At 69.6% G+C, this 21,356-nt stretch carries 19 protein-coding genes; 9 read left to right on the forward strand and 10 right to left on the reverse strand.

All coding sequences use genetic code 11. The features are described 5' to 3' along the window. Positions 1-210: 210 nt before the first annotated feature. Positions 211-2,448: an RNA polymerase recycling motor ATPase HelR gene (gene helR, locus ACFVDI_RS26145; RefSeq protein WP_378911739.1), complete on the forward strand. Its 2,238-nt coding sequence runs from the start codon at positions 211-213 to the stop codon at positions 2,446-2,448. Positions 2,449-2,602: 154 nt separating this feature from the next. On the opposite strand, the gene ACFVDI_RS26150 is transcribed toward helR, so the two are convergent. Next, the gene (locus tag ACFVDI_RS26150; protein ID WP_378911740.1) at positions 2,603-2,893 is read right to left on the reverse strand and encodes a hypothetical protein; all 291 of its coding nucleotides are present in this window, start codon (positions 2,891-2,893) and stop codon (positions 2,603-2,605) included. A gap of 120 nt (positions 2,894-3,013) precedes the next feature. On the opposite strand from ACFVDI_RS26150, the gene ACFVDI_RS26155 reads away from it, so the two are divergent. After that, positions 3,014-3,964 (forward strand): mechanosensitive ion channel family protein, encoded by a 951-nt coding sequence (locus tag ACFVDI_RS26155; RefSeq protein ID WP_378911741.1) that lies wholly within the window; start codon positions 3,014-3,016, stop codon positions 3,962-3,964. 68 nt (positions 3,965-4,032) lie between these two features. On the opposite strand, the gene ACFVDI_RS26160 is transcribed toward ACFVDI_RS26155, so the two are convergent. Beyond that, positions 4,033-4,458: an OsmC family peroxiredoxin gene (locus ACFVDI_RS26160; RefSeq protein ID WP_141805960.1), complete on the reverse strand. Its 426-nt coding sequence runs from the start codon at positions 4,456-4,458 to the stop codon at positions 4,033-4,035. 89 nt (positions 4,459-4,547) lie between these two features. Between ACFVDI_RS26160 and ACFVDI_RS26165 the strand changes: the two genes are divergently transcribed. From ACFVDI_RS26165 to ACFVDI_RS26175, 3 genes are read left to right on the forward strand one after another with little or no spacing between them, the layout of a single operon-like run. Beyond that, positions 4,548-4,928, forward strand: coding sequence for a globin (locus ACFVDI_RS26165; RefSeq protein WP_328527123.1), 381 nt, complete (start codon positions 4,548-4,550; stop codon positions 4,926-4,928). 57 nt (positions 4,929-4,985) lie between these two features. Next, complete coding sequence (locus ACFVDI_RS26170; RefSeq protein ID WP_378911742.1) at positions 4,986-6,350, forward strand: TrkH family potassium uptake protein; 1,365 nt, start codon at positions 4,986-4,988, stop codon at positions 6,348-6,350. Then, positions 6,343-7,008 (forward strand): potassium channel family protein, encoded by a 666-nt coding sequence (locus ACFVDI_RS26175; protein ID WP_378911744.1) that lies wholly within the window; start codon positions 6,343-6,345, stop codon positions 7,006-7,008. Before ACFVDI_RS26170 ends, ACFVDI_RS26175 begins: the two co-directional genes overlap by 8 nt. Positions 7,009-7,014: 6 nt before the next feature. Here ACFVDI_RS26175 and ACFVDI_RS26180 read toward each other — a convergent pair whose 3' ends face one another. The 6 genes from ACFVDI_RS26180 to ACFVDI_RS26205 are packed head-to-tail and all read right to left on the reverse strand — an operon-like array spanning position 7,015 to position 14,760. Further along, complete coding sequence (locus ACFVDI_RS26180; protein ID WP_378911746.1) at positions 7,015-7,701, reverse strand: response regulator; 687 nt, start codon at positions 7,699-7,701, stop codon at positions 7,015-7,017. Further along, the gene (locus ACFVDI_RS26185) at positions 7,698-10,235 is read right to left on the reverse strand and encodes a DUF4118 domain-containing protein (RefSeq protein ID WP_378911747.1); all 2,538 of its coding nucleotides are present in this window, start codon (positions 10,233-10,235) and stop codon (positions 7,698-7,700) included. Before ACFVDI_RS26185 ends, ACFVDI_RS26180 begins: the two co-directional genes overlap by 4 nt. A gap of 4 nt (positions 10,236-10,239) precedes the next feature. Then, on the reverse strand, positions 10,240-10,854 hold the full coding sequence (kdpC, locus tag ACFVDI_RS26190; protein WP_378911748.1) for a potassium-transporting ATPase subunit KdpC: 615 nt from the start codon (positions 10,852-10,854) through the stop codon (positions 10,240-10,242). A 14-nt stretch (positions 10,855-10,868) separates the two neighbouring features. Further along, positions 10,869-12,950 (reverse strand): potassium-transporting ATPase subunit KdpB, encoded by a 2,082-nt coding sequence (gene kdpB / locus ACFVDI_RS26195; RefSeq protein WP_378911749.1) that lies wholly within the window; start codon positions 12,948-12,950, stop codon positions 10,869-10,871. Beyond that, entirely contained in the window at positions 12,947-14,611 is a 1,665-nt protein-coding gene (gene kdpA, locus ACFVDI_RS26200) for a potassium-transporting ATPase subunit KdpA (protein ID WP_378911752.1), read from the reverse strand. Before kdpA ends, kdpB begins: the two co-directional genes overlap by 4 nt. Continuing rightward, positions 14,608-14,760, reverse strand: a complete 153-nt coding sequence (locus ACFVDI_RS26205; protein ID WP_378911753.1) for a hypothetical protein — start codon at positions 14,758-14,760, stop codon at positions 14,608-14,610. Before ACFVDI_RS26205 ends, kdpA begins: the two co-directional genes overlap by 4 nt. Before the next feature lie 347 nt (positions 14,761-15,107). Here ACFVDI_RS26205 and corA point away from each other — a divergent pair, with 347 nt between their 5' ends. After that, positions 15,108-16,259 (forward strand): magnesium/cobalt transporter CorA, encoded by a 1,152-nt coding sequence (gene corA / locus ACFVDI_RS26210; protein ID WP_378911754.1) that lies wholly within the window; start codon positions 15,108-15,110, stop codon positions 16,257-16,259. A 136-nt stretch (positions 16,260-16,395) separates the two neighbouring features. Continuing rightward, positions 16,396-16,938: a hypothetical protein gene (locus ACFVDI_RS26215; protein ID WP_378911755.1), complete on the forward strand. Its 543-nt coding sequence runs from the start codon at positions 16,396-16,398 to the stop codon at positions 16,936-16,938. A 6-nt stretch (positions 16,939-16,944) separates the two neighbouring features. Here ACFVDI_RS26215 and ACFVDI_RS26220 read toward each other — a convergent pair whose 3' ends face one another. Further along, positions 16,945-17,787 carry an acyl-CoA thioesterase gene (locus ACFVDI_RS26220; RefSeq protein ID WP_378911756.1) on the reverse strand — a complete coding sequence of 281 codons (843 nt, stop codon included), beginning with the start codon at positions 17,785-17,787 and terminating at the stop codon, positions 16,945-16,947. A 137-nt stretch (positions 17,788-17,924) separates the two neighbouring features. Between ACFVDI_RS26220 and ACFVDI_RS26225 the strand changes: the two genes are divergently transcribed. After that, the gene (locus ACFVDI_RS26225) at positions 17,925-19,139 is read left to right on the forward strand and encodes an acetyl-CoA C-acetyltransferase (RefSeq protein WP_008363437.1); all 1,215 of its coding nucleotides are present in this window, start codon (positions 17,925-17,927) and stop codon (positions 19,137-19,139) included. A 49-nt stretch (positions 19,140-19,188) separates the two neighbouring features. On the opposite strand, the gene ACFVDI_RS26230 is transcribed toward ACFVDI_RS26225, so the two are convergent. Beyond that, positions 19,189-19,668 carry a MarR family winged helix-turn-helix transcriptional regulator gene (locus tag ACFVDI_RS26230; protein WP_378911757.1) on the reverse strand — a complete coding sequence of 160 codons (480 nt, stop codon included), beginning with the start codon at positions 19,666-19,668 and terminating at the stop codon, positions 19,189-19,191. A 218-nt stretch (positions 19,669-19,886) separates the two neighbouring features. Here ACFVDI_RS26230 and ACFVDI_RS26235 point away from each other — a divergent pair, with 218 nt between their 5' ends. Next, positions 19,887-21,182 (forward strand): MFS transporter, encoded by a 1,296-nt coding sequence (locus tag ACFVDI_RS26235; protein ID WP_378911759.1) that lies wholly within the window; start codon positions 19,887-19,889, stop codon positions 21,180-21,182. The last annotated feature ends 174 nt before the right edge of the window (positions 21,183-21,356 follow it).

The raw sequence follows: 21,356 nt of genomic DNA on the forward strand, positions 1-21,356 counted from the left end.
GGAGTCGGCGCGTTCGAACGCGCCGACTCGGCGGGGTTTTGCGTGAAGATGCGCCGACTCGGCGTCTGAAAACGACGAATGGAAGGGAGAAACTCTCCCTTCCACTAACAACTTTATAGCGCACCCAGGGGCTTGAAACAAGCCCCCCGGATGCGGGCAGAATCTCCTCCTCGAACAGGTAAAGCGCCTGTTCAGACAGGGGATTCAACGTTGCAAGCATTCGATCTCGCGGGCCGTCACGACGCCAAGGCGGACCCGGCACTGATCGCCGATGACCAGCAGCACTTCGCTGCCATCGGGCAGAGCCTCGAGGAGCAGATCGCCGAGCTGAACGAGCGGTTGGACGACGTACGCCGCCGGCCGGTCGGGCACGGGCAGGAGGCGATGGACCGCGATCTGGAGGTGCACCGGATCGGCGGGCAGCTGAGGATGCTGCGTCGCTTCAGCCTGGATCTGTGCCTGGGACGGATCGTCACCGACTCCGGCAGCACCATCTACATCGGGCGGCTCGGGCTGACCGCGAGCGACGGGCGGAGGCTGCTGGTCGACTGGCGCTCCCCGGCCGCGGAGCCGTTCTTCGCGGCCACGCACGCCGACCCGAGCGGGCTGCTGAGCCGGCGCCGCTACCGCTGGACCAACGGGCGGGTCACCGACTACTGGGACGAGGTCTTCACCGCCGAGGCGCTCGAAGGGCATGCCGCGCTCGACGACCAGTCGGCCTTCATCGCCACCCTCGGCAGCAGCCGGTCCCCGCGGATGCGCGACGTCCTGGGCACGATCCAGTCCGACCAGGACGCCATCATCCGGGCATCGTCACGAGGCGCGCTGGTCGTCGACGGCGGCCCGGGGACGGGCAAGACCGTGGTGGCGCTGCACCGCACGGCGTACCTCCTCTACTCCGACCCGCGCCTGGGCGAGGGCAAGGGCGGGGTGCTGTTCGTGGGACCGCACGAGCCCTATCTCTCCTACGTCGCCGACGTGCTGCCGAGCCTGGGCGAGGAGGGCGTACGCACCACCACGCTGCGCCGGATGATCCCGGAAGGCAACGCGCTGGTGCCCGAGACGGGTCCAGAGGTCGCCCGGCTGAAGGCCGATGCCCGGATGGTCGCCGCGATCGAGCCGGCGGTGGCGCTCTACGAGAAGCCGCCGTCGAAGCCGACGCTGGTCGAGACCCCCTACGGCGACGCGGTGATCAGTGTCAGCGACTGGGCCGAGGCGCTCGCCGCCGCGGAGCAGGGTACGCCGCACAACGACGCCCGCGACCTGGTCTGGGACGCGCTGCTGCGGATCGTGACCGACCGGATCCAGCAGAACGGCGCGAGCGACCCCGACCGCGACTACGACGCCGACGTCGACCTCGACGACTGGGGGGACTCGCCCCTGGACGAGGACGAGTTCGACGCGTACGGGCTGGTCGACGAGGACGCCACCGACGCGCTGCGCGCCTCGCTGGAGACCAACGCCGGGCTGCTCGACGTCTTCGGCGAGGTCTGGCCGCGGCTGCGGCCCGCCGACATCGTCGGCGACCTCTGGGAGGTGCCGGCGTTTCTGCGGATGTGCGCGCCGTGGCTCACGCCCGAGCAGGTGAAGCAGCTGCAGCGGGATGACCCGCAGGCGTGGACCGAGGCGGATCTGCCGCTGCTCGACGCAGCCCATCGTCGGCTCGGCGATCCCGACGCGTCCCGTCGCCGCAGCGCCAAGAAGGCGGCCGCGGCCGCCGACCGCAGGGCGAAGTCCGCGGTCGTCTCGGACCTGATCAGCCACGACGACTCCGAGATGAAGGTGATGTCGATGCTGCGCGGCCAGGACGTGCGCACCGCGCTCCTGGACGACTCGGTGCGGGAGCCCGAGGAGCTCGACCCGTACGCCGGCCCGTTCGCGCACATCGTCGTCGACGAGGCCCAGGAGCTGACCGACGCCGAGTGGCAGATGCTGATCAGCCGCTGCCCCTCGCGCAGCTTCACGATCGTCGGCGACCGGGCCCAGGCGCGCCACGGGTTCACCGAGTCGTGGCAGGACCGGCTCGAGCACGCCGGCCTGGACCGGATCGAGATGGCCGGCCTGAGCATCAACTACCGCACGCCCGAGGAGGTGATGACCGAGGCCGAGCCGGTCATCCGCGCCGCGCTCCCCGACGCCAACGTGCCGACATCGATCCGCGCCTCCGGCATCCCGGTCACCCACGGCCCGGTGGCGGACCTCGACACGATCCTGGACACCTGGCTCGCCGAGCACGAGGAGGGCATCGCCTGCGTCATCGCCGCAGGTTCAAGCGATCACAACGATGGCCGGGTACGCCGCCTGAGCCCCGAGCACGCCAAGGGGCTCGAGTTCGACCTGGTCGTGCTCATCGACCCCGAGACGTACGGGATCGGGATCGAGGGTGCCGTGGACCGCTACGTCGCAATGACCCGGGCCACCGAGCAGCTGGTGATCCTGACGACCTGAGTGCTGCGCGAATTGCGAAGCAATCGCCAACAACCCAGCGCTGAAGCGCTCCTCGTCTGGACGCAGCGCAGTGAGGAGCGCCAGCGACGAACGAAGCGGAGGAAGACGAGGATCAAGCGAAAGCGCTCGCGAATTGCGAAGCAATCGCAATAACTCAGTGGGTCGCGGCGGGGAGGTTGTCGTCGGAGGGCTTGTGGGGCTTCGGCAGCAGCCCCTCGCCGCGGAGCACGCCGGGAAGGAGGACCACGAGGGAGATGACCACCGTCAGGATCACCGGGATGAGCAGGATGAGCAGGAGCAGACCGGAGGCGGTCATCTCCTCGGCGACCGGCCAGCCGTTGGGAACCTCGGCGCTGGCGGGGCCGGCGGCAGCAACAGAGGCGACGACGGCGGCGGAGGCGGAGGCGCCGAAGAGGCCGGCGCGGCGCAGGATCTGGGTGCTCACGGGGCAGATACTAACCGGCGTACGTCCTGGTTCTCATCTCTGCCCCTCGTCGCCGCGGTGGGAGTCGATGCCCGGCCGGGGATTGGCCGTCGACCTTGAACGGCTTGGATACTGGAACCCATGTCCATCCCCCCGAACCCTCCATTGATCTCGGTCTCCTGGTCGACACTCGGCGAATGGGTGATCGGCATCCCCTTGCGTATCGCCGGCCTGATCCTGCTGGCGATCGTGCTCCGCTGGGTGCTGCACCGGGTGATCGACAAGGTCGTCGTCCGCGCCGTGGAGGCGCCTGGTCTCTCCGGCAAGATCACGAAGATGGCGGAGGCGGGCGAGGCCAGCGTCGCGTCGTCGCGCCGTAGTCAGCGCGCCCAGGCGATCGGCTCGCTGTTCAAGAGCGTCGTCACCGGTGTCCTGGTCGCGATCTTCGCCACCATGATCCTGGACCAGCTCGGCATCAACATCGCCCCGATCATCGCCTCGGCCGGGATCGTCGGTCTGGCGCTCGGTTTCGGTGCCCAGTCGCTGGTGCGGGACTACCTGTCCGGCATCTTCATGATCATCGAGGACCAGTACGGCGTCGGTGACAGCATCGAGGTCAACAACATCAGCGGCACCGTCGAGGCGGTGACGCTGCGGATCACCCGGCTGCGCTCGCTCGACGGCACGGTCTGGTACATCCCCAACGGTGAGATCCTCACGGTCGGCAACCACAGCCAGAACTGGGCCCGCGCCGTCATCGACGTCGGCGTCGGCTACAACGAGGACCTCAACAAGGTGCAGCGCGTGCTGCGCGAGGTCTCCCACGACCTGTGGGTCGACGAGGACTTCAAGGGCCAGATCATCGAGGAGCCCGAGGTCACCGGTGTCGAGGCGCTGGCCGCCGACGCGATCACTGTGCGGGTACTCGTCAAGACCCTGCCGCTCAAGCAGTGGGCGGTCGCCCGCGAGATGCGCCAGCGGATCAAGGCTCGCCTCGACTACGAGGGCATCGAGATCCCGTTCCCGCAGCGGGTCATCTGGCACCGCGAGGAGAAGGCCGCCGCAGCCCAGGACGAGAAGGCCAACGCCTGACGTACGCGAACGGTGATGCCCGGCCGAGGCCGGGCATCACCGTTCTTCGTCTCGCTGTCCTCGCGGACTCAGGCGAGGGCGGCGTCGAGGGTGATCGTGGTGCCGGCGAGCGCCTGGCTGACCGGGCAGCCGGCCTTGGCGGCCTCGGCCAGGCTGACGAAGGTCTCGTTGTCGAGCCCTTCGACCACGCCACGGGTGGTCAGCTTGATGCCGGTGATGCCCTTGCCCGGGGTGAACTCGACCTCGGCGCTGGTCTCCAGGCTGGTCGGCGGGGTGCCGTTGTCGGCAAGACCGTTGGAGAAGGCCATCGAGAAGCAGGACGAGTGGGCGGCGGCGATGAGCTCCTCGGGGCTGGTCTTGCCGCTGGGCTCCTGCGAGCGCGCCACCCAGGTGACGTCGTACGTCCCCAGGCCCGAGGAGTCCAGCGTCACCTTGCCGGCGCCCTCGAAGAGGGTGCCCTCCCAGACGGTGGTGGCGGTGCGGGTGGTGGCCATCTTCATCTCCCAAAGATCGTGTGTGTGCGTACGTCCCCGATCCTGCCACGGCCCCACGGAGGACGCAGCGTGGAAGGCCGCGTGGAACAATGGTTCAAGTGACGTTCTATGAGGAGATCGGCGGGATGGACACCATCCGCACGATCGTGGCCAAGTTCTACGAGGGCGTGGCGACCGACGAGCTGATGCGGCCGATGTATCCCGAGGAGGATCTCGGTCCGGCCCAGGAGCGGCTGACCCTCTTCCTGGCGCAGTACTGGGGCGGCCCGACCACCTACTCCGAGCAGCGCGGACACCCGCGGCTGCGGATGCGTCACGCCCCCTTCGAGGTCACCTCGGAGGCGCGTGACCGCTGGCTCCAGCACTTCCGCGAGGGCCTCGACGCCGCCGGCCTGACCCCCGAGCAGGACGCGCAGTTCTGGGCGTACGCCGAGCACGCCGCAAACTTCATGATCAACACTCCCGGGTGACCGTGCGGCGGGCCCGCTCGCCGCGCCCGCGTGCACGGTGCCTCTAGAGTGACGCCCGTGCCGACGACCTCCCCTACCCGCCGAGCGCGCCGCGGAAAGGTGCTGCTGCGCCATCCGAGCCAGATCGTGGCGGTCGGGTTCGCGGCGATGATCCTGCTCGGCACGTTGCTCCTGATGCTTCCGGTGGCGCGCGCCGAGCCCGGACACGCACCGTTCCTGACGGCGCTGTTCACCTCGACCAGCGCGGTCTGCGTCACCGGTCTGGTGGTGGTCGACACCCCGACCTACTGGTCGACGTTCGGCGAGGTCACGATCCTCGGGCTGATCCAGGTCGGCGGGATCGGGATCATGACCCTCGCCTCGATGCTGGCGCTGGTGGTCTTCCGCCGGCTCGGCCTGCGATTCCGGCTCACCGCGGCCGTCGAGCACACCAGCTCCGGCCTCGGCGACGTACGCAGCGTCATCAAGGGTGTCGTCGGCATCAGCCTGGTCATCGAGCTGATCATCGCGATCCCGCTGACGCTGCGGTTCTGGCTGGGCTACGACTCCACGCTGCAACGAGCCGCCTACGACGGCGTCTTCCACTCGATCTCGGCCTTCAACAACGCCGGGTTCGCGCTGCGGTCCGACAGCCTGATGTCGTACGTCGACGACCCCTGGATCTGTCTGCCCATCGCCGTGGCGGTGATCGCCGGCGGGCTCGGGTTCCCGGTGTGGCTGGAGCTGATGCAGCGTACGAAGCTGCGGATGTGGAGCCTGCACACGAAGATGACCGTCACGGGCACCGTCGGGTTGCTGATCATCGGCTCGGTGTTCTTCACCGCTGTCGAGTGGAACAACCCCGACACCCTGGGTGCGCTGAGCACACCCGGGAAGATGCTGGCCGGCTTCTTCCAGAGCACCATGACGCGTACGGCCGGGTTCAACAGCCTCGACTACGAGCAGATGCACGAGGGCACGCTGCTCGGCGCGGACGTGCTGATGCTCATCGGTGGCGGTTCGGCGGGCACGGCGGGCGGCCTCAAGGTCACCACGTTCATGCTGCTCTTCTTCGTGATCGTCGCCGAGGTGCGCGGCCAACGCGAGGTGGAGGCGTTCGACCGGCGTATCGACCCGCGGGCCGTCCGCCAGGCGCTCACGGTCGCGCTGCTCTCGGTCGGCTTCGTGGTCTCCGGCACCATCGCGCTGCTGCACCTGGTCGACGCGCCCACCCACCAGGTGCTCTTCGAGGCCGTCTCGGCCTTCGCCACGGTGGGCCTCTCGGCCAACCTCACCTACGACGTGCCCGCGGGGGGGCAGCTCGTCCTCATCGCGATGATGTTCGTCGGCAGGATCGGCCCGATCACCCTCGTCTCCGCCCTGGCGCTTCGCGACCGCGAGCGTCTGCACCGCTTCCCGGAAGGACGGCCCCTCATTGGCTAGGAAAGACCCCACCCACGGCGGAGTCGCCGTGCTCGGCCTCGGCCGGTTCGGCAGCGCGCTCGCCCTGGAGCTGGTCGAGGAGGGCGAGGAGGTCCTCGCCGCCGACATGAACCCCCGGACCGTGCAAGAGCACGCCGGTCTGCTCACCCACGTGGTCGAGGCGGACAGCACGAGCGAGGACGCGATGCGGGAGCTCGGCCTGAGCGACTTCGGCACCGTCGTCGTGGCCATCGGCACCGACATCGAGGCGAGCATCCTCACCGCGTCGGTCGCGGTCCACCTCGGCGTACGCAACGTCTGGGCCAAGGCGATCAGCGAACCCCACGCCCGGATCCTCAAGCAGATCGGGGTGGACAACGTGGTCCGTCCCGAGCACGACATGGGGCAGCGCGTCGCCCACCTCGTGCGCGGGCGGATGCTCGACTACATCGAGTTCGACGACGGCTACGTCTTCGTCAAGACCCGGCCGCCCGCGGTGCTGCACAATCGCAGCCTCGCCGGCGTCGGCGTCCGCCAGAACTACGGGGTGACCGTCGTCGGAGTGAAGCCGGCGGGTGGAAAGTTCACCTACACGACAGCGGACACCGTGATCCGCCCCGACGACCACATCGTCGTCTCCGGACCGCAGCTCAAGGTCGAGGCCTTCGCCCGGCTCTAGCGGGACTCAGACGCCCGGCTCGAGGGTGTAGCCGACACCGGCGGTGGTGACCAGGAAGCGCGGGTGGGAGGGATCGTCCTCGAGCTTGCGGCGCAGCTGCGCGGCGTAGACACGCAGGTAGTGGGTCTCCTTGGCGTAGGCCGGTCCCCACACCTCCTTGAGGATCTGCTCGCGCGGGACCAGTCGCCCGACGTTGCGGGCGAGCAGCTCCAGGAAGGACCACTCCGTCGGGGTCAGTCGCACGTCCGAGCCCGCCTTGTGCACCCGCTTGCGGGCGAAGTCGATCTCGAGGTCGCCGACGCTCAGGGTGGTCGCGGTCGAGGGCGCGGACTCCTGGGATCGTCGGACCGCGGCCCGAAGCCTGGCCATCAGCTCGTTCATCGCGAACGGCTTGGTGACGTAGTCGTCGGCGCCCAGGTCCAGGGCCTCGACCTTGTCGTCGCCGTGCTGCCGTGCGGAGAGCACCACCACCGGCACCTGGGTCCAGCCCCGCAGCCCCTCGATCACCTCGGTGCCGTCGAGGTCCGGGAGCCCGAGGTCGAGCAGGACCACGTCGGGGCGCGTCTCCGCCACCGCGGCGAGCGCCGAGCGCCCGTCGATCGCTGTCTCGACCTCCCACCCGGCGGCACGCAGGTTGATGGCGAGCGCGCGCAGCAGCGCCGGCTCGTCGTCGACGACGAGTACGCGACTCACTCCTCGCCCTTCGCCCGCGGCACCGCGACGACCATGGTCAGGCCGCCGCCGGGGGTGTCCTCTGCTGACAGCCTGATCCCGAGTGCCTCGCTCAGCCCTCTGGCCACGGCCAGGCCGAGCCCCAGCCCGTCCGGAGAGGTGTCGTCGAGGCGCTGGAAGGGCTCGAACATCCGCTCCCGCTGCTCCTCGGGCACCCCTGGTCCGCGATCGACGATCATCACCTCCACAGTCTCCGGCGTCTCGTGCGCGAGGACGCGTACCGGCTCGCCGGGGCGTGGTCCCTGGCCGCCGGCTCGCACGGCGTTGCTCACCAGGTTGGCGACGATCCGCTCCAGCAAGCCCGAGTCGGTGCGTACGAGCGGGGTGTCCTCGTCGACGTCGAAAGCGATCGATCCCGGCGGCAGGCCGGCGACCGCCAGCGGCAGCGACTCCTCGAGGCTGACGTCCCGCATCGCGGGGTGGACCAGGCCCGCCTCGACGCGGGAGAGATCGAGGAGGTTGTCGATGAGCGCCTCGAGCTGGTCCGCGGAGGTGGCGGCCGAGTCGACCAGCTCCTTGCGGTCTGCCTCGGGCACCCGGCTCGCCAGCAGGCCGTCGAGCGCGGCCCGCATCGTGGCCAGCGGCGTACGCAGGTCGTGGGAGACCGCTCGCAGCAACGAGGTCGAGGTCTGCTCGGCCCGCTCCAGCGCGAGCGCACGGTCTGCCTGGTCCCGCAGCCGGCGGTACTCCAGCACCAGCGAGGTCTGAACGGCGAACGCGTCCAGCACCCGCTGGTCCGCCGCCCGGAGCGGGTCACCGCGCAGCACGATCACGTGGTCGTCGTCGACCCGGACCTCGGTGTCACCGGTGCCCGGCTCGGTCGCCGGATCCTCGCCGACCCCGGCCAGCCGATGCCACCCCGTCGGGTCCGCTCGCAGGAGAGCCACCGACCGCTGGCCGAAGCTCTCCCGGACACGGTCGACGATCGCCTCCGCGGTGTCCTGCCCGGTGAGCACCGACCTCGACAGGGCACCGATCGTCGAGGCCTCGGCGCGAGCCCGTGCCGCCTCCTCCGAACGCCGGGCCGCCTGGTCGACGACCCCGGCCACGGACAGCGCCATCGTCAGGAAGACCGCCAGCGCGAGGATGTTGTGATGGCTCTGCACGGTGAGCTCGAAGTAGGGCTGGGTGAAGAAGAAGTTCAACAGGCCGGCGCCGATCATGGCGGCCACCGCCGATGCCCACCGGCCTCCGATGAGTGCCACCGCCACGATCGCCCCGGTCATCAGCAGGCTGGCGACGGGAAGCTGGGCGTTGCGGTCGTCGGCGGGCACCAGGTAGAGCCCACCGAGGAGCGCGAACGGCAGCAGCACCGCGGCGACCCACCCGGCCAGCCGCCGCGGGCGGCCCAGGGCCGATCGGGGCCGGCGCAGACGTACACCTGCGCCGGCGTGCTCGTGGGTCACCAGGTGTACGTCGATGCTGCCCGCCGCGGTGGCGATCCGGTCGCCGGTGCTGCCGGTGAACAGACGCCGCACCCTGCCGTGCCGGGAGACACCGACGATGATCATCGTGGCGTTGGCGCCGATGGCGAAGTCGACGATCGCGGTGGCCGGATCATCCCCGATGACGGTGTGGAAGGTGCCGCCCAGCGACCGGGTGAGCGCCTGGCTCCGCGGCAGGTCGCTGGTCGAGCGAGCCAGCCCGTCGGCCGAGACGACGTGCACCGCGACCAGCTCGGAGCCCTTGGCCCGCTGACAGAGCCGAGCAGCCCGCCGCAGCAGCGTCTCGGACTCCGGCCCGCCCGTGACCGCGACCACGATGCGCTCCTTGGTGGGCCACGGGTGCGAGATCTGGTGCTCGCGTCGGTAGTCACCGAGGGCGTCGTCGACCCGGTCGGCCAGCCACAGCAGCGCCAGCTCGCGCAAGGCGGTCAGGTTGCCGACGCGGAAGTAGGAGCTCAGCGACGCATCGATGTTCTCCGGCTTGTAGACGTTGCCGTGGGCCATCCTCCGCCGCAGCGCCTGTGGCGCCATGTCGACCAGATGGATCATGTCGGCGGTGCGTACGACGTCGTCGGGGACCGTCTCCTGCTGGCGTACGCCGGTGATCCGCTCGACCTCGTCGTTGAGCGACTCCAGGTGCTGGATGTTGACGGTGGTGATCACGTCGATCCCCGCCGCCCGGATCTGCTCGACGTCCTGGGCACGCTTGGTGTGGTGGCTGCCGGGAACATTGGTGTGGGCCAGCTCGTCGATGCAGACCACCGTCGGGTCACGGGCGATCACGGCCTCCACGTCGAGCTCGGTGAAGGTCGCGCCGCGATAGCCGATCTCGCGGCGCGGGATCACCTCGAGCCCGTCGATCTGCCGGGCGGTGTTGCTGCGGTCATGGGTCTCGACGAACCCGACGACCACGTCGGTCCCCCGGGCCTGACGTCGCTGCGCCTCACCGAGCATGGCGTACGTCTTGCCGACCCCTGGCGCGGCTCCGAGATAGACGGTCAGGCGGCCCCGCCTGCGCGGGGACCGTCCGTCCGTTGACGTGGTCTGCACGTCCCTATTCAACCCTCTGTGCGCGCACCGCGATGTTGAGCTCGAGCACGTTGACCCGTTCTTCGCCGAGGAACCCGAGGGTTCGGCCGTCGGTGTGGTCGGCCACCAGCGCCGTCACCTCCTCCTCCGAGAGCCCGTTGGCGCGGGCCACCCGGGACACCTGCAGGGCTGCGTAAGCCGGCGAGATGTCCGGGTCGATGCCGGATGCTGAGGTGGTGACGGCGTCGGCGGGAACCTGGTCGACCGGGACGCCTTCGCGCGCGGCGATCTCGCGCTGACGCTCCCGGATCGCCTTGACCAGGTCCGGGTCCTCCGGGCCGAGGTTGGAGCCGGAGGTGGACAGCGTGTCCCAGCCGTCGCCGGCAGCGCTGGGACGGGGGTAGAAGAGCCCCTCGTCGTCGTTGCGCTGGCCGATCAGGGCCGAGCCGACCGCCTCGGCGGGGTCGTTCGTGGGGGCGCCGCTCTCGGTGACCAGCGACCCGTCGGCACGCCACCCGAAGGCGGCCTGGGCGACGCCGGTGACCACCAGCGGATAGAGCAGACCGCACAACAGGGTCGCGGCGATGAGCACGCGCAGCCCGGCAAGCGAGTGGCGTAGCAGTGCGAAGAGATCTGACATGTTCGGTTCCTTGGTCACAGTCCTGGGATGAGAGAGACGACGAGGTCGAGCAGCTTGATGCCGACGAACGGCACGATCAGGCCACCGACCCCGTAGAGCAGCAGGTTGCGGCGCAGCAGCGCCGAGGCCGAGGACGGCCGGTAGCGGACGCCGCGCAGCGCCAGCGGGATCAGCGCGATGATGATCAGCGCGTTGAAGACGACCGCGGAGACGATGGCCGACTCCGGCGAGGACAGCCGCATGATGTTGAGGACGTCCAGCGCCGGGAACACCCCGACGAACATCGCCGGCAGGATCGCGAAGTACTTCGCGACGTCGTTGGCCACCGAGAAGGTGGTCAACGCGCCCCTGGTGATCAGCAGCTGCTTGCCGATCTCGACCACGTCGATCAGCTTGGTCGGGTCGGAGTCGAGGTCGACCATGTTGCCGGCCTCCTTGGCCGCGGTCGTGCCGGTGTTCATCGCGACACCGACGTCGGCCTGCGCGAGCGCGGGCGCGTCGTTGGTGCCGTCGCCGCACATCGCGACCATCCGTCCGCCACGCTGTTCACGGCGGATCAGCGCGAGCTTGTCCTCCGGGGTCGCCTCGGCGAGGACGTCGTCGACGCCCGCCTCCTTGGCGATGGCGGCGGCGGTGGCGGCGTTGTCGCCGGTGATCATCACCGTCTTGATGCCCATCGCGCGCAGCTCGTCGAAGCGCTCGCGGATGCTGTCCTTGACGACGTCCTTGAGGTGTACGACGCCCAGCACCCGTGCCGGGTCGCTGTTGCGGTGCTCGGCCACCACGAGCGGGGTGCCACCGCTCTCGGCGATCTCCGCGACGATCACCGCGGTCTCCGGGGGCACCTGACCGCCGTGCTCCTCGACCCAGGCCGCCACCGCGGAGGCTGCGCCCTTGCGTACGCTCAGGTCGGGGCTGTCCAGGCCGGACATCCGGGTCATGGCCGAGAACTCCACCATCGTGGCCTCCGCCGGTCCGCCCATGGAACGGCCCACGAGCGTGAGGATGCTGCGGCCCTCCGGGGTCTGGTCGGAGAGGCTGGCCAGGACCGCGGCGTTCTCGGCGCCGGTGAGCGTGGTGCCGGTGACCGGGATGATCTCGTACGCCTGCCGGTTGCCGTACGTGATCGTGCCGGTCTTGTCGAGCAGGAGCACGTCCACGTCACCGGCCGCCTCGACGGCCCGCCCCGACATCGCCAGCACGTTGCGGCGGACGAGCCGGTCCATGCCGGCGATGCCGATCGCGCTCAGCAGGGCGCCGATCGTGGTCGGGATCAGGCAGACCAGCAGAGCGGTGAGCACCAGCCAGGACTGGGGCGCGTCGGAGTAGCCGGCCAGGTGGTAGAGGCTCCAGCAGACCACCACGAAGATGACGGTCAGGCTGGTCAGCAGCACGTTGAGCGCGATCTCGTTCGGCGTACGCTGCCGCTGCGAGCCCTCGACCAGGGCGATCATCCGGTCCACGAAGGAGTGGCCCGGGTCGGAGGTGATCCGGACGACGATCCGGTCCGAGAGGACCAGAGTGCCGCCGGTGACGGCGGACCGATCGCCGCCGGACTCCCGGATCACCGGCGCCGACTCGCCGGTCACGGCCGACTCGTCGACGCTGGCGACGCCGTCGATGACATCGCCGTCCCCAGGGATCCGTTCGCCGGCCTCGACCACGACCACGTCACCCGCGCGCAGGTCGGTGGAGGCGACGAGCTCCTCGGCGCCTCCGGCCCCTCCGGCGCCGCCGCGCAGGCGTCGCGCGGTGGTCTCGGTCTGCAGCGCACGCAGCGAGGCCGCCTGCGCCTTGCCGCGGCCCTCGGCGACCGACTCCGCCAACGCGCCGAAGACGACGGTGAGCCACAGCCACCCGGTGACCAGCCAGCCCATCACCGACGGGTCGAGGATCGACATGACGGTCGTGGCGGCCGCACCGATCTCGACCACGAGCATGACGGGGGTCGCCACCAGCTTGCGAGGATCGAGCTTGCGCAGCGCACCGGGCACCGCCTCGGCGATCTGCGTGGCCGTGAGCACCGAGGGTGCGGCCTCGACATGGGTGTGGTGCTCCGTGTGTTCTTCAGGGGTGCGAACCGGGGTCTGGGTCATGACAGGGACTCCACGATCGGGCCCAGCATGAGAGCCGGGACGAAGGTCAGGCCGACCACGACCAGCGCGACGCCGGTCAGCAGGCCTACGAAGAGCGGGCGGTGGGTGGGGAGGGTGCCGGCGTTGTCCGGCAGTCGGTTGGCCGACGCGAACCGGCCGGCGAGGGCGAGGACGAAGACCATCGGCACGAACCGGCCCAGCAGCATCAGCAACCCGAGCAGCGTGTTCCAGAACGGGGTGCCCGAGGTGATCCCCGCGAAGGCCGAGCCGTTGTTGTTGGAGGCGCTGGTGACGGCGTACAACGCCTCGGAGAGGCCGTGCGGACCGTCGGTCGAGAGACCGGCCAACCCCGCCGGAGCGGTCAGCGCGATCGCCGCGCCCACGAGCACCAGGATCGGCGTGGCCAGGATGTAGACCGCGACCAGCACCATCTCGTCGCGGCTGATCTTCTTGCCCAGGTATTCAGGCGTACGTCCCACCATCAGGCCGCACAGGAAGACCGTGACCACGGCGAGCATGAGCATGCCGTAGAGACCGGAGCCGACACCGCCCGGCGCGATCTCGCCCAGCATCATCCCGAACAGGGCGACGCCGCCACCGGGGGCGGTCAGGCTCTCGTGCATGCCGTTGACGGCGCCGGTCGAGGTGCCGGTGGTGGCCGCGGCGAAGAGTGCCGTGGCAGCCTCGCCGAAACGGGTCTCCTTGCCCTCCATCGCCGCTCCGGCGAGCTGCGGGGCGGTGCCGGGACCGGCCATCTCGGCCCAGGTCAGCAGCGTGACCCCGATGGCGAGGAGCACACCCATCGTGGCCAGGACCGCGCCACCCTGACGCCTGTCCCTGACGATCAGGCCGAACGCCCAGGCCATCGAGAACGGCAGCACGAGGAGCGCCCAGATCTCGAGCAGGTTGGTGAACGGGTTGGGGTTCTCGAAGGGGTGGGCGGAGTTGACGTTGTAGAACCCGCCGCCGTTGGTGCCGAGCTCCTTGATCGCCTCCTGGCTGGCCACCGGGCCACCGGTCAGCGGTTGGCTGCCGCCGGTCAGGGTGGTCAGCTCGTGCACCGGGTGGAGGTTCTGCACCGCCCCGGCCGCGACCAGCACGATCGCGACGACGAACGCCGCCGGCAGGAGCACTCGCAGCGTCGTACGCACCAGGTCGACCCAGAAGTTGCCGATCCTTCCCTGGTTGCGCGTGCGGGCCAGGCCGCGGGCGAGGGCGGCGGCGACGGAGAGACCGACGGCGGCGGAGACGAAGTTCTGCACCGCCAGCCCGGCCATCTGGATCAGGTGGCCGGCGGCGGCCTCGCCGGAGTACCACTGCCAGTTCGTGTTGGTCACGAACGAGACCGCGGTGTTCCAGGCTCCGTCGCTGGGCAGCGAGTCGTTGCCGCCGTCGATCGGCAGCAGGCTCTGCAGGCGGCCGAAGGCGAAGAGGAACAAGATCCCGACCAGCGAGAAGCCGAGGACCGACATCGCGTAGGAGCGCCAGTGCTGGTCGGCGTCGGCGTCGACCTCGAGGATGCGGTAGGCGACGGTCTCGGCGCGCAGGTGCCGGGGGCTGGTGTAGAGGTGAGCGAGGTAGCGGCCCAGCAACGGCACGCTGAGCGCCAGCGCCGCGACCAGGGCCAGGATCTGTAGCACGGCCGCGAGCGTGGCGTTCATCGCGCGGCTCCGGAGGTCCTGCTGTCGTGGGGGACGTTCACGTCCGCGGTCGCCTCGGCCGAGCCCAGCCGGCGGTCGATGAGACCGACCAGCAGGGCGAGCCCGGCGAAGCACGCGAGCGTGAGGAGGATGTAGATGAGGTCTGACACGCCTCCATTCCAGACCCGAATCCGGCAGGTTCCGCCCGCCTTGACGGATCCCTGACGGTGACACCGACGACCCCGGTCGACCTTGACGATCTCCTGATGCCTCGGAAAGTTCTCGCGCCGCGCGGACAAGGTCTAGCCTGTCCCGGTGCGGACGTGGATCCGCACGGACGAGGCATCCGGGCTGCAGCCCCGCGAGCGAGGAAGAGAGGAGGTGGCCGCCATGGACGGTCAACCTCCGAGTACCACCTCGCCCTGACCGGTCCGGCCACCCAGGAGTTCGTGCCCGGGCCGGCGCGACGCGTCTGCGCGTCGCCGTCCCGCTCGCTCGCAGCATCCAGGAGGCCACCATGTCCGAGCGCCCGTTCAAGTCCCTGCGCGCCCTCACCAGGCAGCGCCGTTCCGACCCTCCGAAGGTTCCGCCGACGACCTCACCGCAGGGCGGGGGCGGCCGGTCCTCGATGCCGAAACCGTTGACTCGCGGCAGCATGATCGACAGCGCGGTCTACGTCGGCGGGGACCGCGTCGACTCACCCACGACGCTGGCCGACACCTACCGCTCGCTCCACGAGCACGACGACGCGATGGCGTGGATCGGTCTCTACCAGCCCAACCAGCACGAGCTCGCCTCGCTGGCCGAGGAGTTCGGCCTGCACGAGCTCGCCGTGGAGGACGCGATCCTGGCCCACCAGCGGCCGAAGATCGAGCGCTACGACCACACCCTGTTCGTGGTGCTGCGGGCGGCCTGGTACGTCGACGAGACCGAGAACATCGACTTCGGTGAGCTGCACCTGTTCGTCGGCCCCGACTTCGTGCTCACGGTGCGTCATGGCGCCCAGCCCGACCTCTCCCCCGTACGCCGCCGGATGGAGAGCAACCCGGATCTGCTCCGGCTCGGCCCGGAGGCGGTGCTGTACGCCATCCTCGACCGCGTCGTCGACGGCTACGCGCCGGTCGTGGCCGGGCTCGCCAACGACATCGACGAGATCGAGACCGAGATGTTCCGCGGCGACACCCAGGTGTCCCGCCGGATCTACGAGCTCTCCCGCGAGGTGGTCGAGTTCCAGCGGGCGACCCGTCCCCTGCTGGGCGTCGTACGCTCCCTGGCCGCCGGATTCTCCAAGTACCGCACCGACGAGGAGCTGCAGCGCTACCTGCGCGACGTCGAGGACCACGTGATCGGCACCGTCGAACAGATCGACGAGTTCCGCAACCTGCTGCGCGACATCCTCACCGTCAACGCCACCCTCGTCGCCCAGCAGCAGAACGAGGAGATGAAGGCGCTCAGCGAGCTCAGCGTGCAGCAGAACGACGAGGTGAAGAAGATCTCCGGCTGGGCGGCCATCCTGTTCGCTCCCACGCTGGTCGGCACGGTCTACGGGATGAACTTCGAGTTCATGCCCGAGCTGCAGTGGCGCTACGGCTACTTCATGGCGCTCGGGCTGATGCTGACCGTCAACGTCGTGCTCTACGTCCTCTTCCGCCGCCGCAACTGGATCTGAGGCGAACACAGGCTGCCGGTGGCTTTAGTCGGGAAACGCTGACAAAGGTCCCGTTTCTCGACAACCGCCGCAAGCACTGAGAGGCTACGGGACTCAAGCACAACATTCTGCCGATCAGAGCCATCTCGGAGGGCGCATGCGGGCAATTCAGCGGGCCATCGTCGGAGTCGGTTTCACCCTCGTCGCCGTGATCGCGATGGCACTGCTCGTTCCACGTCTGGCAGGCCCGGACCCGTCGAACCAGCCCTCGACACAGGCGACCGGCCCGCGGGTTCCGCTCGCCGACGTCCCCGCCGGCCCGCCGGAGCCCGTCGACGCCGCCGAGGACACCTCGGTCGGGACGCTGCCTCCTCCCCCGGACGCCTCGCTCACCACCGAGCTGATGTCCCGCGACCTCCTCGCGCCCTCCGGTCCGGCACAGGAGGCACCGGATGCCCAGGGCCCGAGCGACGACAGGACGCTGAGCGCACGGAAGGCACGCCCGGCCGAGAAACCGGCCGAGAGCTCCGCCCCGGCCTTCCCACAGCACGACTTCACTCCCAGCCAGGACGGCTGGGAGTGGGGCGACTGGGACGAGTGGGACGATGCACGTGACGGCGACGACGACTGCCGGCGCGAAGAGGCCTATGACCGTTACGACCGCCGCTACGACTGCGACGACCGCGACCAGCGCGACTGAGGTCGCCTAGAGCACGCTCTCGATCGCCGCGCGCACCTCGGGACTCGGCTCGACGGCCTTCCCGGACTCGAGGTCGTAGAAGACCAGCGTCACCTGCCCACGGGCGAGCCTGAGATCACCGTCGGCGATCTCGGACTCGATCGTCATCGACTTGGTGCCCAGCCGGGAGACGTGGCTCCACACGTCGTACGGCTCCGAGCGGGCGAGGATCGGCGCGTGGTAGGAGACGTCGGTCTGCGCGACGACGACCGCCGGCCAGGAGTCGATCCCGCGGTGCGACCTGAGCCGCTGCATCAGCGCCACCCGCGACTCCTGGAAGTACTCGAAGTACTTCACGTTGTTCACGTGCCCGTAGGCGTCGACATCGGAGAACCGGACGTAGAGCGGGAAGTGGCCCTCCTCGCGGCGCTTCGGCTCACCCAGGGAGAGCGGCTTCGGCGTCCACCCCTCCGGATCGGCCTCGAGGTAGGGCTCGAGGTTGGCCTTCTCCTCCGGCTTGAGCCGGCGCGGCGACTCGGTGGCGAAGACGTACGGCGCCAGGACCGTGCTCGCCCGCAGGAAGACCTTGCGGGTGCCGTCCGGCTCGGTGCGGAAGATCTCGTAGGCCATCGTGAAGCTCGCCGCCCGGATGTCGGTCACCCACGACTCGACGTAGACCGGCGTGAAGTCGAAGAGCAGCGGGGCGACGTACGTGACCTGGTGGCTGGCCACCACGACACCCTCGGCCAGGCCCTGGGTCTGCGGGCTTCTGGCGTGCGTGCGCAACATGTCCACGCGCGCCTCTTGGAGGTAGTCGACGTAGACGACGTTGTTGACGTGGCCGAGCATGTCGAGGTCGGCCCAACGCATGGAGCATTCGTAGAGATGGCGCACGCGGCCGATCCTTCCAGATGATCTTGGGCACTGGGCCTGGTCTCAACGCCGGGTCCGGGCGAGTATGGTGTCGACCACATCGCTTTCTACTCACCAGTAACCCGGGAGTGTTCATGCCTGAGGCAGTCATCGTCGCCGCCGCCCGTACCCCGATCGGGCGAGCCAACAAGGGATCTCTGAAGGACTTCCGTCCGGACGACCTTGCGGCCCTCATCACCAAGGAGGCCGTCGGGAAGGTGGAGGGTCTCGACCCGAACGACATCGACGACCTGCTGCTGGGCTGTGGCCTGCCGGGCGGCGAGTCCGGCAACAACATGGGCCGCGTGGTCTCGGTGCTGAACGGCTGGGACAAGGTCCCCGGCGCGACCATCACCCGCTACTGCTCCTCCTCGGTGCAGACCTCGCGGATGGCGCTGCACGCGATCAAGGCCGGCGAGGCCGACATCATCGTCTCGGCCGGCGTCGAGACCGTGTCCCGCTTCGTCAAGGGCACCTCCGACCACCTGCCCGACACCGTCAACCACCTCTTCGACGACGCCCAGTCGCGGACCGCCGCGACCGCCGCCTCCAACGAGAAGTGGCACGACCCGCGCGAGGACGGCCTGCTGCCCGACGTCTACATCGCGATGGGCCAGACCGCGGAGAACCTGGCCACCTCGCGCGGCATCTCGCGGCAGGAGATGGACGAGTTCGGCGTACGCTCGCAGAACCTCGCCGAGAAGGCCATCGCGGACGGCTTCTGGGCCCGCGAGATCACCCCGGTCACCACGCCTGACGGCACCGTCGTCTCCGCCGACGACGGCCCCCGCGCCGGCGTGACCCTGGAGGCCATCTCCGGCCTCAAGCCGGTCTTCCGCGAGGACGGCACCGTCACCGCCGGCAACTGCTGCGCCCTCAACGACGGCGCCGCCGCCGTCGTGGTCATGTCCGACACCAAGGCCGCCGAGCTCGGCGTCACCCCGCTCGCGCGGATCGTGTCCACCGGTGTCTCCGGCCTCTCCCCCGAGATCATGGGCCTCGGCCCGGTCGAGGCGACCCGGAACGCGCTGAAGTACGCCGGCATGTCGATCGGCGACATCGACCTGGTCGAGATCAACGAGGCCTTCGCGGCCCAGGTGATCCCGTCCTACCAGGACCTCGGCATCGACATCGACCGCCTCAACATCAACGGTGGCGCCATCGCTGTCGGTCACCCCTTCGGCATGACCGGCGCCCGCCTGCAGAACACCATGCTCAACAGCCTCGACTGGCACGACAAGACCACCGGTCTGATCACCATGTGCGTCGGCGGCGGCCAGGGCATGGCCATGATCCTCGAGCGCATCTGATCCCGATCCTGCCGAGTCGGCGCGTCAGAACGCGCCGGCTCGGCGGATTTCAGCGCATCTCGATGCCGGGACGGTCGCTGATGAGGTGGTCCGAGACGGTGTTCATCACGCGCCCCAGGGCCGCGAAGTCCTCCGGGCTGACCAGATCGATGAGGTAGTCGCGTACGCCGGTGACGTGGACCGGTGCCGCCTCGCGCAGCAGCGCGAAGCCACGCTCGCTCAGGGTGGCGACGACGCCCCGGCCGTCCTCGGCCGAGTTGCGGCGTTCGACGAGCCCGGAGCGCTCCATCCGGGTGATCGTGTGGGTCACCCGGGAGCGCGAGTGGGCCAGGGAGTCGGCGAGCTGCGCCATCCGCATGGCGCCGTCGTTCTCGGAGAGACGTACGAGGATCTCGTACTCCGGCAGCGAGATGTCGAACTGAGCGCGTAGATCGGCGTCCAGGCGGTCATCGAGCAGAGTCATCCCCATCATCAGCGCACGCCAGGAGCGCTGTTGCTCTTCGTCCAGCCACCGAGTCTCATCACCCACGGGGCATTACGTTAGCCCGGTGTCCGCACCGTTCCATGCACTGGCACCCATTTAAGGGCGAGGAAGTCGTCGCCGCCCGCTCGATCCGGACCCGGGACGAGAGCCCTGCGAAGGCCGGGACCAAGGCCAGAAGTCAGCCAGGACCTTAGCCCGCCCCGGCGGATCGAGAGCGCAAGAAACAATTCGCCACCGATTCGGGTAAAGGCGAAGATTGTGCGGTGTCGACTCCCCCTGCCCTCGGACTCCGTGACTTCCTAGCCGCCCTTCCACGCGAGGGCCGTTGGCTCCTGGCGACGGTCGCGATCCAGCTCCTCGGTCGCGGCATGACACTGCCCTTCACGATCATCTACCTGCATGAGGTACGCGGCTTCGACCTCGGCCTCGCCGGCACCCTGATGGGCCTGATCGCCATCGTCGGCTTCGTGGTCACCGGCCCGGCAGGCTCCCTGATCGACCGGTACGGAGCTCGCCCGGTGATCCTCGGCGGCCTGGTCTGCGCGATCGCCGGCGACATCATGCTCGCCTTCGCCGACACCCCGGCGCTCGCTGCCGCGGCGCTGTGCCTGCTGGGTGTGCAGGCCGGCGTCTCCTGGCCTGCCGCCAACGCGCTGGTCGCCACCGTGGTCGAGGGCGAGCTCCGGCAGCGCTACTACGGCGTGAACTTCGCCCTGATCAACCTCGGCATCGGCGTAGGCGGCGTCATCGGTGGCCTCTTCATCGACGTGACCCAGCCCGAGACGTTCACCTACGCCTTCCTCGGCAACGCCGCCACCTTCACGATCCCGGCCCTCGTCCTGCTCGGCCCGCTGCGTCACCTGCACGGACGCGCCGCGCGGCCCTCCGCCGACGAGCCCCACGCGACCGCGTCGTACGCCACGATCCTGCGCCGCCCCGAGGTCATCTGGCTGGTGGTGATCGGAGTGCTGCTCTCGACCCTCGGCTACGGCCAGATCGAGAGCGGATTCCCGGCCTACTCACGTCAGATCTCCGAGGTCTCCACCCGGGTCGTCGGCTTCGCGTTCGTGGTGAACTGCGCGGTGATCGTGCTCGCCCAGTTCTGGGTGATGAACCGGGTCAGCGGCCGGCGACGCACCCACGTGCTCATCGCCACCGCGGTGATCTGGGGCGTCGCCTGGGCGGTGTTCGGGGCGACCGGCCTGGTGCCGGGCTCCGTCGCGGCCATCGTCGGCGTGGTCGCCTTCCAGGGACTGTTCTTCGCCCTGGGCGAGACGCTGATGCAGTCGGCTTTCCCTGCCCTGACCAACGAGATGGCGCCCGACCATCTGCGCGGGCGCTACAACGCGATCAACTCGGCGGCGTTCCAGACCGGGGCGATCGTCGGCCCGATCCTGGCCGGATTCCTGCTCGAGCACGGCCAGTCGACGGTTTTCATCGCGCTGATGATGGTCGGCTGCCTCGGCATCGTCGCCGGCTCGCTGCGACTCGAGCGCCGGATCACCCCCGCCGTGAACGGCGTACGTCCCGCCCTGATCGCCGAGTCGGCTCAAACCTGACGCCGCAACCGGTCGAGTCCGCGCTTCGCGCGGTTACTCCCTCGCTCGGCGCGAGCGGACGAGCAAGCTCGCCACTCGACCTCGCTCCGGTCGTCTCGGCTCGTCATGACGAGCCGACTCGGCGGGGGTTTGGGTCAGAACGCGCCGACTCGGCGCGTCCGTACGAGACAGACG

The organism is Nocardioides sp. NPDC057767 (genome assembly GCF_042798275.1).
Lineage (GTDB): Bacteria > Actinomycetota > Actinomycetes > Propionibacteriales > Nocardioidaceae > Nocardioides.